This window comes from Candidatus Ryanbacteria bacterium CG10_big_fil_rev_8_21_14_0_10_43_42, from assembly GCA_002793915.1.
GTDB lineage: Bacteria > Patescibacteriota > Minisyncoccia > Ryanbacterales > 2-02-FULL-48-12 > 1-14-0-10-43-42.
In genome coordinates this window covers 1-15,866 of the sequence record PFEF01000007.1, presented here as the reverse complement: position 1 = coordinate 15,866, position 15,866 = coordinate 1, and the positions used below count along the sequence as shown (strand labels likewise).

Below are 15,866 nucleotides of genomic sequence, written 5' to 3'. Positions count from 1 at the left end.
CAATCACCTGTAGGAGGGCGTTCTATGGAGCGGCTAGACGTGCCTTTATTCCGAAATAGCGCAAAAGATATTCACTGTGTACAAGCAACACTGCAAATGATATTAAAGTATTTCTTCCCTCAACGAAGATATACGCTAAAGTATCTTGATAAGATAACTTATCATTATCCGGGCGGGTGGACGTGGGACACAGCCGCTCTCTTATTTCTTAGCAATTTAGGTTTCGAAATCATTATCATTGATGAGTTTGATTTTAAAGCATTTGGTAGGGAAGGGCTTGGCTATCTGCGCTCTATCTGGGATAAAGAAAGATTTCAAATAGAGTCATTAAATACTGATCTTAGATTCGAAAGTCAGCTGGCTCAAGATTTTTTGACATCCCCCCGAAACATGACCTTTCACAAGAGAAAAGGGTGTAGGGAAGATATAACAACCCTCTTTCATAAAAAATATCTTGTCGTACCTAACATAAACGCATACGTACTTGATAACGAAGAGGGTCACTGTGGACATCATGTTATCGTCACCGGCATTGACCGCAAAGGATTGTGTTTTAACGACGCAGGTTTGCCTGCCATTAAAGATCGCTATGTATCTTGGGATCTTTTTGAAAAATCTCGCACAGAAAAATCAAATATTTTTGCCGTTAAAATACCTACATAATTCCTAATCACTTTCTCCACAGAAAGTGATTTTTTGTAAGTAGCCTAAATATAGATTAAACTGCGCAATCATCCAGCAACCGTAATCGCAATATGCGCCCCTGGCAGGCGGCCGATGTGCTTGTTTTTATTGAGAAAATTAATTTGCCTATTTTTTGTATTTATTGTAAAATGTGTAAAATCACATTTACATAGGAGGGCTTCTTATGAACAAGGCGGATTATCCCATTCATCAACAGGATTTTTCAGGAATATTGGCATACAAAAATGATAATCTTATCAAACTCTATGCCGTACGAGAAAGTATAGCGCTTTCGGATGCGGCTCATCTTTTTGAAGAATGTAAAAAGTTTCTTGCTCTCATAAGCATAATACCTCAACCAATTTCACCCTCGAAGCAATTAGACAGCATGTGGCATCATTTTATCTTGCATACTCATGACTATGCCGCGTTCTGCGAAAAATTCTTTGGGAAATTTCTCCACCATCACCCAACGAATCAGCCGTACACAGAATCTAGAGGAGAAATGTTGCAGTTGGCAAAAACTATTTTTGGAGATATCGACCCCGTAATCTGGCCAACCACCGAAGTTATCGCTTGCGACAGCAGTTGTGGTGGCGATAGTTATTGTAAAGGAGATTAATAGTTTCCGCTAAGGAAGGAGAATATATCTTCTTCCTTTTTTAATGTTTATAATATCAATATGAAAAAGGTACCGACCATCCACATAACCCACAGCAGACTTTTACAGCCCATATTCACCGAATACTGGCGCGTAAGAAAAAGTGATGCGGCGTGGCAGCCACTTTCAGATGAGGAAATTACGAACCGTGTTGCGTTCTTTAAAGAACGCTGGCAATCGGTAGAGAGGCACGTGTTGGAAGAACTGTGTAATATTCTTAGCCTTCATTTTTCGGAGAACACCATATCCGCGTATGTAGTCTCCGGATATAAAGGCGGCTTTAGCGACCCGTTGGTTATTTCCGCACACGTGCCGGATGAAATGATTTTAAACCTGCTAATCCACGAGCTTATTCACCGACTCCTTGCTTATAACACGAAAGATATCCCCATAAACACTATTCTTGAGAAAATGTTCTCCCATGTAGAAAATAAAAAAGTGCGCCTGCATGTCATCATACATGCCGCCCTTCAGTATATTTTTCTGGATACCCTCAAAAACGAGACTCTTCTGCAAACAGATCTGGGCGCATGTAAAGACAGGATCGTATATAAAGAGGCTTGGGATATTGTTCTTGAGAAGGGGTACCTTAACCTTCTGGAAGAGTTTAAGACGCATTATTGAGATGATGGATTTTTTTATTTGACCCCCACACCGAAAAACGACATACTGTACTGTGTTTGTTGAGTATCTGCCAACCGATAATTTTTCGCGTGTATAAATCCATGATAGTGACAATGGGTACTGCAATTAATTCTGGAACTTGTGTCAGACGGCTTGTATTAAGTATAAAATTATGATAGGGTATTCTGGAAGAAATTCATGGTGGGTTTCTCGAACAAAACAGAAAGGAGGTGAGAATTATGGATAAGACTATTTTGATTGTAACTCATCGGCGCGGTTTTGAAGCCGATCCTGTCATAGATGAATTGCGGCGACGTAATGTAAAGGTGTTTCGGTTTAACGGTGATGCTGGCGAAGAAGCATCCCTAGCTTCTTTTATTTCGAAAACGGGAGGGGTTGAATTTATTTGCGACGGTCGGCATATTGTCAAAACAGACATTGCTATAGGCTGGTGTCAGCAGCTACCTCCGTATCTTGGTCAAGCAGCCAGTGAGAGCGAATGCTTACAGCGTGAAAGTTTACGGACAATACAATTCTCAGCTTTCGATCTTTTATCGACACAATGGTTTAATAAACCAAGTAATGTACTTCATGCCTCACAAAAGATCCACCAGATTGTCGCGGCGCAGACCGCTCAACTCACTGTTCCAGATACGCTTGCGTCCAATAATCCTCGTACTATTCGCCAGTTTGCAACCGGACGGCAGATCATCGCAAAAAACCTTGCGACACCATGGGTAGTTTCTCACGAGATTACACGCGCGGCATACACACGAATCATCGATCCTGCGTGGCTTCAGGATGATGCAACTCTTTCTTTCGCTCCGGTAATCTATCAAGAATACCACGAGCGTAAGCAAGATATCCGAGTCGTGGTCGTTAATGATAAGGTTTTTGCCGCATCGTGTATTCCAGGTCCGCATCAACGTGAAGATGTGAGAAAAGAAAGTGGTACCGGCGAATCGTTCAAGGTGTGCGAATTTGACCTGAATGCATTGAGTAAGCTTCGCCAACTCATGCGTGCACTGTCGCTTGATTACTGCGCCGCGGACTTCATGGAAAACACAGAAGGAAATTTATTTTTCCTAGAAGTGAATACATGCGGTGCGTGGTGGTGGCTCGATCGGCTCTATAATGGCGCTATTTGCCAAAGTATTGCGGATGCACTCGTGTGTCGGGCGAGCGGTTAGGAATAATCGCTCGCCATTTTCTTTTTGGTATTTTAAACCATCGCTAATGTTTGATACTATTAGTGTATGTCAATTAATATGAACAAAAAGTCAAATCAAAAAAAATCTCAAGAACGAATACGCGCGTTATTTCAAACGTCGAGTGTTCAGTATATTTTTTCCGCCCGGTGCGCATCGCACCGTGCCATTATTGTTTCAAATCGTTCTGGTAATTATCAGCTCCACGCGGTTGATTTCAATACTGGTTTTACACGACAGATAACTCATGCCAGGCAAGGTAAACTATTAGGCTCTATTTCCACTGATGGAAGATATATCTACATACTCAACGATGAAGACGGTAGCGAGTACGGACACTTCGTACGCGTGCCATTTGAAGGCGGTATGGCCGAGGACATAACACCAGACACAAACACATATTTTTCATACTCGGTAAGCACAAGCAATAACGGTAAAATATTGTGCCTTACCGCCGCGCTTGATAATTGTAATAATGTGCTTGTTGTGAGCGAAGACGAGGGTGAAACAAGTATACTCAAAAAAAGATATTCCTCCGATCATTCTCTTTCCGAACCGATTTGCTCGCCCGACGGTACGCTTGTTTGTATATCAGAAACAAACAGCAAAACAAAATTAAGTATACTGATCCTTCTGTCAGCAAAAAATACTTTGACCATAACGCGTTCTCGAAGCTTTACTGGAATCACACCTCTTGCTTTCTCCACCACTAAGCCACAAGAGATCCTTACACTCGTACAAGTACGTGATTGGCATAGACCAGCATTTTATGACTTCGCCCGTAACCGTATGGCGGAAGTAAAACATCCAGCATTTCGCGGAGACATATGGGTGCTTCAATGGGATGAAAGTCGCGATCAGATGGTTCTTTGTGATGTATATCATGCAGAGCAAAAACTTTATCTTTACAATACGCGTACCAAAAAACTCAAACGCATCGGACCAAAAACAGGCAGTTTCAATTTCCATTTCGACTCCACTGCATTGCTCAAAGACGGATCTATTGTTGTTAAATGGAGCGATTTTAATATTCCATCGCATCTTATAAACATATATGCACCACATTACGATACATGGAAAAAAATACCAGAGTGGTCGAGTAAAAAAATACATGCGTATGACGTAGAACATAAATGGGCGAGGGCATCAGACAACGAACGTATCCATATGTTGATTGTCCGACCACGAACCGCGAAGAAGCCAATACCATTCGTGATAGACATACATGGCGGACCTCATGGTGTCGTGATGAATGAATATTCACCGGAAGCACACGCATGGCTTCAAAACGGGTTTGGCTATTGTGCGGTCAATTATCGTGGCTCTATTGGATTTGGCAAGAAGTTCGAACAAAAAATATACGGACATCCGGGAAAATGGGAGGTAAGGGATATCGTTGCCGCGAGAGGATGGCTTGTGAAAAAAAAGTATGCGGATGAGGAACAGGTTGTACTGTATGGATGGTCGTGGGGTGGGTACGTAACTCTACTTGCACTTGGGAAATACCCTAATTTATGGTATCGCGCTATTGCCGGCGCTTCAATAGCGGATTGTATTATGCAATACGAAGATGAGCCAGCGTATTTCAAAACGCAAGATCAAGAAAGATTCAAAGGAACACCAAAAACGAATCGCGCGCGCTACATAAAAAGCTCACCCAGTACCTATGCTCATCGTATACAAACACCTATTCTTCTTTTACATGGAGAAAATGACGCACGTTGTCCAACCCGTCAAATAAAATATTTTGTGGAAATATTACATAACTTAAAAAAGTATATTTCCGTTGAATGGTTTGCGTCCGGTCATATTGGAGGGTTCACCAACACCGTCTTACGCGTAAAGTTGATAAACAAAGCGATACAATTTGCTCGCAATGGTCAAAGAAAGGTGCCGTCCAAGAAGTTATCTTGAACGGCACGGGATAAAGTTAGTGTTCCTGGTTGTGCTTGGTCGGACTCATCAAGATTGCGTCCCGATGTGACCAGGTTTGCGTGCTTGGATCATACTGACCAAGCTCTGCTACCGGCGTTTCGGGAACGGGCTCAAAGAGTCGATCCAGAAGCGAAGGATACTTCGCATCCATAATTCTCACCTCCTTTCCGTTTTGTTCGAGAAACCCACCATGAATTTCTTCCAGAATATCCTATCATAATTTTATACTTAATACAAGCCGTCTGACACAAGTTTCAGAATTAATTGCAACATCCAATTAGCGAGTAAGCTAATAAGGTATGCATACATGTCCATAACAATAGCTATTACCCGTTTGTTGGGGCTTGATTATGACGTGATTTTATATCCTCAAATAAGATAGTTTAAACCGCGTATCCCTTTATATCACCCCCCCCCCAACCGTAATCGCAATATGCGCCCCGGCAGGCGGTCGATGTGCTTGTTTTTTACAAGAATAGTTCTGCTGTCGTCATTAATATCTTGAAGTATTATCTTTACCAATTCCTCCACACCAAAAAACGCCTCCTCTTTTGTGTGCCCCCAGCTTATGGCGCCATTATGTCGAAAAACCGGACAGCACGCCTGCCATCCACCGTCCATAGGTTCGAATACCACCTTAAAAAGAAATGTTTTTTCGTCTTGTTGAAGCATGATTTTTTAAAAAATAGACCGTAAAAAAAATAATGTGCGGAACGTTCCGCATGATATTTTCCCGTAGGGCATAGTAGCTATCTTACCAATATCACGCCAAGCAGGGAAGCAATTTCTCCACAAAGATGTAGATAACTTTCACCATCCACAAACAATGTGTCAGCCTGATTGCTCATGTATTAATGCATTGACCCCTAATACCAAAAACGGCATACTATAACCATGCATATAAGCACAGAAGCAATACACCGTATTTTAGGATTTGGACACGAAGTTCCTCTCGAGCCGGAAGAAATGGCACGAGAGCTTGTGGTTACATTTTTTCCGCAAGATGGAGAAATTATAAGCCCGCGTGTGCAAAAATTTACTGAGTGTCTTGAAACAGCTTTCCACAATCTTGATGTACAAATAGTACCATATGAAGACACCTTGGTAGATGTGCCAAGGTCTCTTTTGTTAAAACGGTTTTTCTATGCATTTTTTAATAATCTTAAACTTCTCGCCCCTGTTATTTTTGATGCCGAAGAAACACGCAGACATCTTACATTAAAAATGCTCCTACAGGTAAAAAATGGTAAAAAAATTAAAGAAGGCATCACGGTAATTGTAGTGGGGGAAAGGAAAACTGGTAACCTTGCCATGGACAATATGATAAGTTTTGCGCGCTCTCAAGTCATTACCATCGTTGATATGCCGGAACACATTTCTGAACAAAGCACATTTCGAGAACATTTCGATACGGCATTTCAACTTTTTGCTCACCATATGACAAATATTGTACTGGGGGTGGGGGATAAAAAATGGCTATTATATAATTTTAATGCCTCTCATCCCATTTATCCTTTCGGCGAAAATTTTGAAGAAATTATACTAAACAGCCTTATTCCTAAAATTGCAGCGCCGCTTCGCCCACCAAAACTAAAACAATTTATAGTACGAGAACATACATTTTCTATCGCAGACAAAACACACAAGCGGTATGTGGAAGACATCGTGGAAGGAGGGTCTATTCTAGACCGTACAGGACTATGGCCAGCCGGGAAGTCGGTAAATGATCTTGCGTTCCGTACCGAATTTTATCAATGGATAGGTGGCGTGCATCTTGACCATCGAACGGGAATGAGCTTTGGATTTCTTGCTCGTCAAATGGCATTATCGTTACCAACCATATACACAAAAAAAGAAGCGCGTGAGAAATTTGGTAACGCCTTTCCTAAAACAAAAGATTATTTTACCGTAGATGATATATTTCATGTTGTGGTAGCAACACCAAATGAATCGTTTGTGGTGCCGGTCCCTAATGTATACCTTGTGACGCAACGATCAGGAGCAAATAAAATGCATATGAATCCCGCGGAAGATACTGTCAAAATTGGATTAGAGCAGGGAAAAATGATAATTGAAACTCCTGAAAATGTTATTCTAAGAAATGACTACAAACCATCCTATGATACCTACGTCATGCTTGCTCATGCGGTGGGCGCTGCAATATTTGGAGCCGTCCTAAAACGCACATGCCCTGATTCCATATTTGTAAAAATGCTAGAGGAAGATGGAATGGCATTAAGTCACTGGCACGGATATATTAATGATGCTTATCTCCCCGAAGGATGGCACGTGTATGGTGCAGATAATCCACCTGTTTCTTGTTCTTCATTTCAATCCGCTATCTACGCATTTCAAGGAAAAGAAAAAGCATTTCATCACAGTATGGAGTCTAATACTGAATATAAAGGAGATATTCACATTGAACCGCAACATGGCACCAATATCACATTTCGCACCTTAAAAGAGCTCGGAGAATTTCTCACATCGAATCAGGATATCTCCGCTCTTGGAAATAAATATCTAAAATCTCCTTATGAGACAAGCTCTCAATAAATAATTTTATAAAAACTCGATGCCATTTCTTTTTAATTATTACACCCTTTCGCTCGTTCTTGGAGGATTTATTGCTCTCATATCAGGAGTTGTCGTTTATACTCGCAACCCAAAAGAGCTCACGAATAACGCTTGGCTACTTTTAAATGTCAGTAGTGCTATTTGGAGCTTTGGTTATTTTGTAATGATTTCTACTTCAGACAAGAATGTGGCTCTCGCGAGTAATCTCATCCTTCATCAGGGTGCCATTTTAATACCACTGTTTTATTTTCTTTTTATATTAGCCATAACTCAGTCATTTCAGAAATATCGCCTCGAATTTCTTACTGCAATGATCGTTGGTGTTCTTTTTTCTTTTCTAAACCCTACTAAAGAATTTGTGGTGACCGTTCTGCCAAAGTTTATATTTAACTACGTTCCGGATGCAGGTCCTCTATACATTTATTTCACAGTTTATTTTTTTCTACTAACAATTTACTCTCTCTGGATCCTTTGGAAATTTATTCGTCGTCATCCTTCCAAAGAGTCCTTACCTCTTAAATTTGTTCTCGGAGCATCAATTGCCGGATTTCTAGGTGGGGGAAGTGTCTTTTTCTTAACATTTAATATACAAATTCCACCCATTCTACTAATGTTTTTCTCCTTTTATCCCATTATTATCACCTACGCTATTCTACGACATCATCTTTTTGATATTCGAGTCATTGTAACTGAGTTACTCGTATTCATAACATGGACATTACTTCTTATCCGAATTATACTCGCCAACAATCTTACCGCTAGAATTGTAGACGGCATCTTATTAACAATATTGATTGTCGTTGGAACATTACTCATCCGTTCCGTTCTCCAGGAAGTTAAAAACCGAGAAGAAATTGAAATATTGGCAAAACAACTTCAAGCGGCAAATAAAAATCTTGAAAATATTAACCAGGCAAAGTCCGACTTTCTCTCCATTGCGTCTCATCAGTTAAAAACACCGCTCTCCATTATTAAAGGATATGTATCTATGGCAATGGAAGGCATGTTTGGACGTATGAACAAGGAACTGGAGTCCCAAATGAGAAAAGTATATATATCGAATGAGCGCCTCATTAGTCTAGTAGAAGACCTTCTTAATCTCTCCCGTATTGAGGATGGGCGTATGAAATACGACTGGGAAATAACAGACATGGGAGAAATTACGTACTCTGTTTCGGAGGAAATGAGCGATACGGCGAAGAAAAAAGGACTAATATTTAAATATAAAAAACCAAAGGAACTATTCTCCGCATGCGTTGATCCCAATAAAATTCGTAATGTCGTGTTTAATCTGGTTGACAACGCCATTAAATACACCGAGGAAGGATCCGTCATCATATCGCTTACAAAGGAACATGATACTATGCGCCTTTCCGTAAAAGATACCGGCAGAGGTATCGGCAAGGAAAACATGGGTAAGCTATTCAACAAATTTACACGTGCGGAAGAAATAAATGGCAGTCGAAATGTCCGTGTTTCCGGTTTTGGACTTGGGCTTTATGTAACACGTCTCATTACAGAGGCGCATAAGGGACGTATCTGGGTGGAATCCGAAGGAGAGGGAATGGGAAGTACCTTTATTCTCGAACTTCCGCTTTATCAAAAAAAGGAATCCGAAACACCGGACGCCCTTAGAAACATGATGGAAGAAGCGTAGCGGTATATTCCTAAGCTCTCGTCTTTACATTTACTGCGGATGAAAACAATATCGCAAATATCACACTCGCCCAAAAATTTTTGACACAAACTACCAGTTTAGATGCCTCCCGATAAAATCTTGACAAAAAAACACGGTATGATAAGTCTGAAGCATTACTCTCCAATAAACTTTTTGCGTACTCATGCCGGATTATATACATTTATATACCCGTAGACGCACTATTGCTCTCTTTTTGAGTTTGAGCATATTTTTGTCGCAAACGGTACCGATTGCATACGCCCAATCAGAAGAAGGTTTTCTCATTAACAAGGAACTTTCTTTTGTTTTAGAACCGGATATTTCTACAACACTCGTACCTCCAACAGCGGAAACAATACCTCTGTTTGAAGAGGATACTTCCTTAAAAAACCAAAGCACATCGGATGATACGGTTCCGGCAGACACGCCTCTTAAACAACCGGAAGATACACCCGTTCCGGAGCAATCGGCTGAAACGGAAGGCGTATCGGCGCTTGCGGCAAGCGGCAGCGGACTTGATGCGTTGGACACGCTCTTTGCCGCCGGCAATGGCGTTATTGCAAGCCTTAATATAGATGTGGACGAAGCGAGCGGCGCTCTTTCGTATACATACCCCCTTGCCGTGCCGCCCGGACGGAATGATCTCGCGCCTAATATGGCTCTTTTCTACAACAGCAACGAAAAAGATAACTTGAGTCCGGTAGGGTATGGATGGTCTCTTTCCGTGCCGTCCATTGAACGCATTAATCGTCATGGCACGGAAGAACTATATGTGCACCGCGATTTTCGATCTTCATTTGACGGAGAACTGCGAGAGATCTCTCCGGCGGGCGGAAGTCCTCTTGCCGGCGGATCATTCGGCGCACGCACCGAAACGGGCGCATTCCGCACATACGAATTTACCGGTACGAACTGGATCATGCGCGATAAAAACGGTACTGCGTATACGTTCGGCGGGAACCCGCAATCACGTATAGAAAATGGCGACAACGTACATACATGGTTTCTCGATCGCATGGAAGATACAAACGGAAATTATATCTCCTATGAATACGTAAATCATGGCGGCATATTATATCCATCCCGTATTCAGTACACTAATCACTCATCCGGCCCGGGCATATTCGAAATACTATTCACTCTGGAAGATCGCCCCGATATCATTTCGTCGTGGCATACCGGCTTTGAGCTCGTCTCACAAAAACGCATCGGCAAAATAACAATGCGCGCATTGGAGGCAACGGTGCGTGAATATGCATTTGTTTACACGGCAGGAGATAACGGCGTGCGTTCATTATTGTCGTCCATAACAGAAACGGGATATTCAGAAACAGGCGAATCCATAACGCTCCCGGCAACAACATTTTCCTATCAGGAAGCTGTTATCGGCTTTACATATAATCCTGAATTTTCCGGCTTTAACGGCAGATTTTCCAACCAGCGCGGCGCACATCGCTTTACCGACTTAAATGGTGATGGCCTTACCGATGCTTTGGAATACTATCAATGCGGCTCTGGCTGCAGCGACACAAAAAATGCCGCATTCAACACCGGAGCATACTGGGCAGAACAGCCAAGTATCGCCTCTAATCTTACGACTCCGTTTCTTGCTAAGAATGCAAATGGCGACAAACAAAGCCGCGGCGTTGAGTTTCTTGATGTTGATGCCGACTCCGTTCCGGAACTTGTTCAGGCGTTTTTCCCGGCAACGAATATCGATCCGACGTATCAGATCCAAACATTACTGCCGGACAATACATGGACGGGTAAGACCGGCTGGGTACTTCCGGAAGAGCCGCTCGTATACTTCACTAATGAGGACGGGTCTTCCCGCCTCCTTGATCTAAATGGTGATGGGCTTCCCGATTTCTATAAAGCTATGCAAGGGTCGGTATATGGCGGGATAAAAGCATTACTCCATAACGGCGCTGGCTGGACAGAAAAAGGCGCATGGAGCACAAGCAACGCGCCGTTTATGGTAGATAGTACGGTACAATTTGGACGGGATGCGTTTAATCGATTGGTTGATGTGAATGCCGACGGCATAACCGACGCCATCTCCTTACCCACCGAAACCACAAATCGGCGCGTACTTATCAATACCGGCGGAAACGGATGGATAACGGACGAAAATATAACATACCGGATTCCCGATGAATTTGTTGCCGACCTTACTCTCGTTACGAAAGGCGGCATAAGCGCGGAAAACATTCCCGATAACGGCGTTCGCTTTTTCGATATTAATGACGACGGCATTACCGATATGGTGATCGCTCGACGTACTTCCGACGGCATTACGTCATGGGAAGAACATAAAGTGTATTTGGGGACTGGCCGCGGCTGGCAGGAAGATCCCCGCTGGACATCATTTCCCATTACCTTTAATTCCACTGACGCGTTTCTTGTCGACAATGGTATTCGCCTTATTGATCTGAACGGCGACGGAGCCGTCGACTGGCTGCAAACAATTACCGGCGCGTCTCCGGCGTATTTGTCGGAAAACAAACCTACCGACGTGTTGATTGGCATTTCAAATACCGATGGCGGCAGTTCCTCCTTTACATACGCCATGACCACCGAACTGCGCGACGACGCCGGAGCGCTTACAAACCCGAACCTCCATACACCCCTACAGATAGCGCGCACCATTACCACCAACGACGGATTTGGTGCTACCGCCATAACGGAATACGCCTACGCCAGCGGGGAACACTATTACGCAAACGCACATGACCGGAAATTTGCCGGCTTTCATACCGTAACGGAAACAGATGCTGACGGAAACACAACCACCACCTATTTCCACCAGGCGAATGAAACCGACAGCGCGAATGGGGAATCGGCAGACCACTATGCAAAGATCGGCCGTGCATATCGCATAGAACGGGCAAACTCTTCCGGCGATCAATATCAAACATCTATAAGCAGATGGAATACAAGCGATCTTGGAGACGGACGTACCTTCGTATTTCTCGAAGAAAGCATTCAGCAACTCTATAACGGAACCGCTTCCCATAAAGACACGGCCGTGACGTATGCGTACGACGTGAATGGAAATATTGCAACAGAAACCAAATGGGGAGAAGTTATTGCAACCGGAGACGGATCATTCACTGATGTCGGAATTGATAAACGCACTACCGCGCGCACCTATGCCGCTGATGCGGGGAGCGCAATCCGCGATAGAGAAACGACAGCACTACTTACCGACCAAGGGGGGAGCAAGCTTTCCGAAAGCCGTTTCTTTTACGATACATTACCTCTCGGACAAGTAAGCACCGGAAACCGCACCAAAGAAGAAGTTTGGATAAATACCGGTAATTCTTACGCGCCAACCACACGCGCATTCAACGCATTCGGCATGCCGCTCACGGAAACCGATCCGCGCGGCAATACTACCTCTTTTACGTACGACACGCATAATCTGTATCCCGTAACAATAACAAACCCGCTTGAACATCAAACCACATTTACCTACGACTACCGTACGGGGAATACGCTTCGCCAAACGGATCCAAACGGATTTGTTGCGGAAACAACATATGATGCCCTCGGCCGCCCCGCGGCAAAAAAACAAACGGCGCAAAACGGCATCACCCTTTCCATCGCGGAAACATACACATACAACGATACTTTATTTCCGCGTAGTACCGCGCAAACAACATATCTTTCCCAAACGGCGGTGCCCAAACAAACCATCGTTTATCGGGACGGGCTAAGCCGCAATATACAAACACGCGAAACAACCGATGCCGGGACGTATGCCGTACGCACCACGGTATACGATGCATTGGGTAGAATTGCGTACGAATACGCGCCAATCGAGTCAACAAACGCGGCATACGCGCAAATTCCGCAACCGGCTTCCCAACGCACATCGCTTACGTACGATGCTATGGGGCGGGTAACCGCGCAGACAACACCGCTTGGCACTACCACCACCACACGGAACGATTGGCTGAAAACTATCACGAACCCGCGGGGAAACATGCGCACATTTACCTATGACGCCTATAAAAATCTTATAGGGGTAAATGAATACAACAGCGCTGACATTTATACAACGACGTACACCTACGATGCGTTAGACCGCCTTACGTCCATTACGGATGCTGAAGGGAATATACGCACATTCACGCATGACTCCCGCAGCCTGCCTCTCACGGTGGAACTGCCGCATACGCCTGCCGAACCCGCATCATTGTATACCTACGCGTATGACATTGCCGGAAACCTCATACGGCAGGTTGATCCGAACGGAACGGAACTGGTATGGACGCATGATACGCTCAATCGACCACTCGGCGTTAACGCACCCGCAACTCCGGAGATGGAGGGGGAATTTATCTATGATAGTGCGCCGAATGGCATAGGGCGCATCGTAACCGAAACAACGCCAAACTATACCATCTCATACGAGTACGATATTCAAGGAAATATTGTAAAAGAAACGCGCACCCTTGCCGAAGCACGGGGCGGACCGTCCGGCTCCGGCACGGAAAATCCGCCGCCACCTCCGCCGCCGGTTCCCGCACCGAGCGAATCTTTCTTCGATGATTTTGAGTCCGGGCTGGGGAACTGGATAGAATCCAATGAATTCGATTGGACTGTCGAAGCTCCCACGGAACGATCCGTGCCGGGCGAGCCGTCCGGCAACATGGTAGCGCATGCCGACAACTGCGACTCCTTCTGCGTTCTTACCTTGGCGGAACCGCTGGATATCGCGAATGCCGCAATGCCAACGCTTAGCTTTTGGCGCTACGCTGATGCCGGACTTGATTGGAATGAATACCTTCGCGTCGAGATATTTGACGGATCTTCCTGGCAGGAAGTATTCTACTGGACCAACAATGCCGGGGATACAAACGAATGGGAGGAAGAAATGCTTGACCTCACACCATATAAAAATGCGAACTTTAGCATTCGCTTCACCACAAAAGAATCCGCCGCAATCGAAGAGGTGGAAATTGACAATGTTCGCATAGAAGATTCCGCGCCGGTGGCATATACGACGCCGGCTGTACCGTCTTTCTTTGCCGCGTTCTCGCAGAGTCTCCGTTCTTTCTTATTGCCGAAGAACGCGCACGCGCAAACAAGCTCTGCTGTTATATATGGCGACTCCCTCGCGTCCGGGTGGGAAGCGATGACAAACTCATTGGCGGCAACTATAACAACAACGGAGTCTTCCACCGTTTTTTCCGGAATGTATTCTATAAAAGCCGTATATAACACGGCAAAGCGTATCGCCTATCTTCGCAATATAGGCGGTAGTTCTCTGGACGGATACGACACGCTTTCCTTTGCCTACAATCCCGGATCATTCACGAATCCGCCTGTTCATCAGATTCGCCTTAAGGATAATAAGAATAATAATCTTACCGCCTTTCTTCCGCTTACAAATTACCTGTCCGGTACACTACAGCCGAATACCTGGTACAACATAACCATTCCTCTGTCCGATCTTAATGCCGTGGGAGCAATAATAACACGCATCGATTTCCGTAGCGTAAGCAGACTGACAACACTGTATCTCGATCAAATAGAATTCCGTAATGGTACGCCGCCGGCAACCAACCAAGCGCCTATCGCGGACGCCGGCGCTGACCAAACGATCGCGCTCCCGGAATCTGTATCTCTTTCCGGCTCCGCTTCCGATGACGGCCTGCCATCCGGCGCGCTTACCACCATGTGGACGAAAATATCAGGCCCCGGCACCGTAACGTTCGGAGATGCTTCCGCGCTCTCCACCACCGCTTCTTTCAGCACAGATGGCGTATATGCGCTTTCTCTTACCGCCGATGATACAAACCTGCAAGCAGTGGACACCGTAACCATTACCGTAAATCCCGAAACCATTCCGGCGCCTCCACCGTCATCCGAATACACCGATGGCATCTTTATAACGACTTATGACTATGACGATATGGGTGCGCTTACCGCGCTCACCGATCCTTCCGGCACCACCACGACGTATACGTACAGCCCTATAGGCAGTGTTCACACCGTACAAAAGAACGGTGAGTTACTCACTACGCACGCCTATACGCACACCGGCGCGCCCGCAAGTGTTGCCTACGCGAATGGTACCGCAAGCACCTACACATACGATGCTGATAAACTCTATCTTCTTTCCGGCAAGATAACGACGTTCGGCGGTGCTTCCTTGCAGGACATTTCGTACGCCTACGACGCAAATGGCAATATAACGCGCGTTACGGATACCGGCACTGAACTGCCGTCGGATACAACATATGCCTACGATGCACTCGACCGTCTCATACGGGCGGATCTAACCATAGGCACCACAACAGAAACCTATATGTACGCCTATTCGCCAACAGGGAATATACAAGAAAAAACAGAAGGCGGCGCAACTACCGCGTACACGTATACTGACTCACGACATCCGCACGCCTCAACATCCGCAGGTTCCGATACGTTCGCGTATGACGCAAACGGAAACCTTGTGTCGGAAGAACGCGCCGGGGAACCGTTCGAATAC

Annotated in this window: 9 protein-coding genes; 8 read left to right on the top strand and 1 reads right to left on the bottom strand. The window is 44.8% G+C overall.

Annotated features, from left to right (window positions below):
- The first annotated feature begins 24 nt into the window (after positions 1–24).
- The 5 genes from COU90_03560 to COU90_03540 all read left to right on the top strand — a co-directional run bounded on the left by COU90_03560 (position 25) and on the right by COU90_03540 (position 5,091).
- Positions 25–663, top strand: a complete 639-nt coding sequence (locus tag COU90_03560; protein PJE64267.1) for a hypothetical protein — start codon at positions 25–27, stop codon at positions 661–663.
- 205 nt (positions 664–868) lie between these two features.
- Positions 869–1,306, top strand: a complete 438-nt coding sequence (locus tag COU90_03555) for a hypothetical protein (GenBank protein ID PJE64266.1) — start codon at positions 869–871, stop codon at positions 1,304–1,306.
- Between the two features lie 60 nt (positions 1,307–1,366).
- Positions 1,367–1,969, top strand: a complete 603-nt coding sequence (locus tag COU90_03550) for a hypothetical protein (GenBank protein PJE64265.1) — start codon at positions 1,367–1,369, stop codon at positions 1,967–1,969.
- A 239-nt stretch (positions 1,970–2,208) separates the two neighbouring features.
- Positions 2,209–3,159 carry a hypothetical protein gene (locus COU90_03545; protein PJE64264.1) on the top strand — a complete coding sequence of 317 codons (951 nt, stop codon included), beginning with the start codon at positions 2,209–2,211 and terminating at the stop codon, positions 3,157–3,159.
- 66 nt (positions 3,160–3,225) lie between these two features.
- A complete protein-coding gene (locus COU90_03540) occupies positions 3,226–5,091 on the top strand; it encodes a hypothetical protein (protein PJE64263.1) in 1,866 nt (621 codons plus the stop codon).
- A gap of 426 nt (positions 5,092–5,517) precedes the next feature.
- On the opposite strand, the gene COU90_03535 is transcribed toward COU90_03540, so the two are convergent.
- The gene (locus tag COU90_03535) at positions 5,518–5,784 is read right to left on the bottom strand and encodes a hypothetical protein (protein ID PJE64262.1); all 267 of its coding nucleotides are present in this window, start codon (positions 5,782–5,784) and stop codon (positions 5,518–5,520) included.
- 222 nt (positions 5,785–6,006) lie between these two features.
- Here COU90_03535 and COU90_03530 point away from each other — a divergent pair, with 222 nt between their 5' ends.
- From COU90_03530 to COU90_03520, 3 genes are all read left to right on the top strand, one after another.
- Complete coding sequence (locus tag COU90_03530; GenBank protein ID PJE64261.1) at positions 6,007–7,665, top strand: hypothetical protein; 1,659 nt, start codon at positions 6,007–6,009, stop codon at positions 7,663–7,665.
- Positions 7,666–7,684: 19 nt separating this feature from the next.
- Positions 7,685–9,343 carry a hypothetical protein gene (locus COU90_03525; GenBank protein PJE64260.1) on the top strand — a complete coding sequence of 553 codons (1,659 nt, stop codon included), beginning with the start codon at positions 7,685–7,687 and terminating at the stop codon, positions 9,341–9,343.
- A 184-nt stretch (positions 9,344–9,527) separates the two neighbouring features.
- Positions 9,528–15,866 (top strand): hypothetical protein (locus tag COU90_03520; protein PJE64259.1); only part of this gene is annotated, 6,339 nt, incomplete at its 3' end.

Bases quoted from the DNA above. Each gene is read 5' to 3' on its own strand.
- COU90_03560 (PJE64267.1), top strand. From the start codon at position 25: ATGGAGCGGCTAGACGTGCCTTTATTCCGAAATAGCGCAAAAGATATT.
- COU90_03555 (PJE64266.1), top strand. From the start codon at position 869: ATGAACAAGGCGGATTATCCCATTCATCAACAGGATTTTTCAGGAATA.
- COU90_03550 (PJE64265.1), top strand. From the start codon at position 1,367: ATGAAAAAGGTACCGACCATCCACATAACCCACAGCAGACTTTTACAG.
- COU90_03545 (PJE64264.1), top strand. From the start codon at position 2,209: ATGGATAAGACTATTTTGATTGTAACTCATCGGCGCGGTTTTGAAGCC.
- COU90_03540 (PJE64263.1), top strand. From the start codon at position 3,226: ATGTCAATTAATATGAACAAAAAGTCAAATCAAAAAAAATCTCAAGAA.
- COU90_03535 (PJE64262.1), bottom strand. From the start codon at position 5,784: ATGCTTCAACAAGACGAAAAAACATTTCTTTTTAAGGTGGTATTCGAA.
- COU90_03530 (PJE64261.1), top strand. From the start codon at position 6,007: ATGCATATAAGCACAGAAGCAATACACCGTATTTTAGGATTTGGACAC.
- COU90_03525 (PJE64260.1), top strand. From the start codon at position 7,685: ATGCCATTTCTTTTTAATTATTACACCCTTTCGCTCGTTCTTGGAGGA.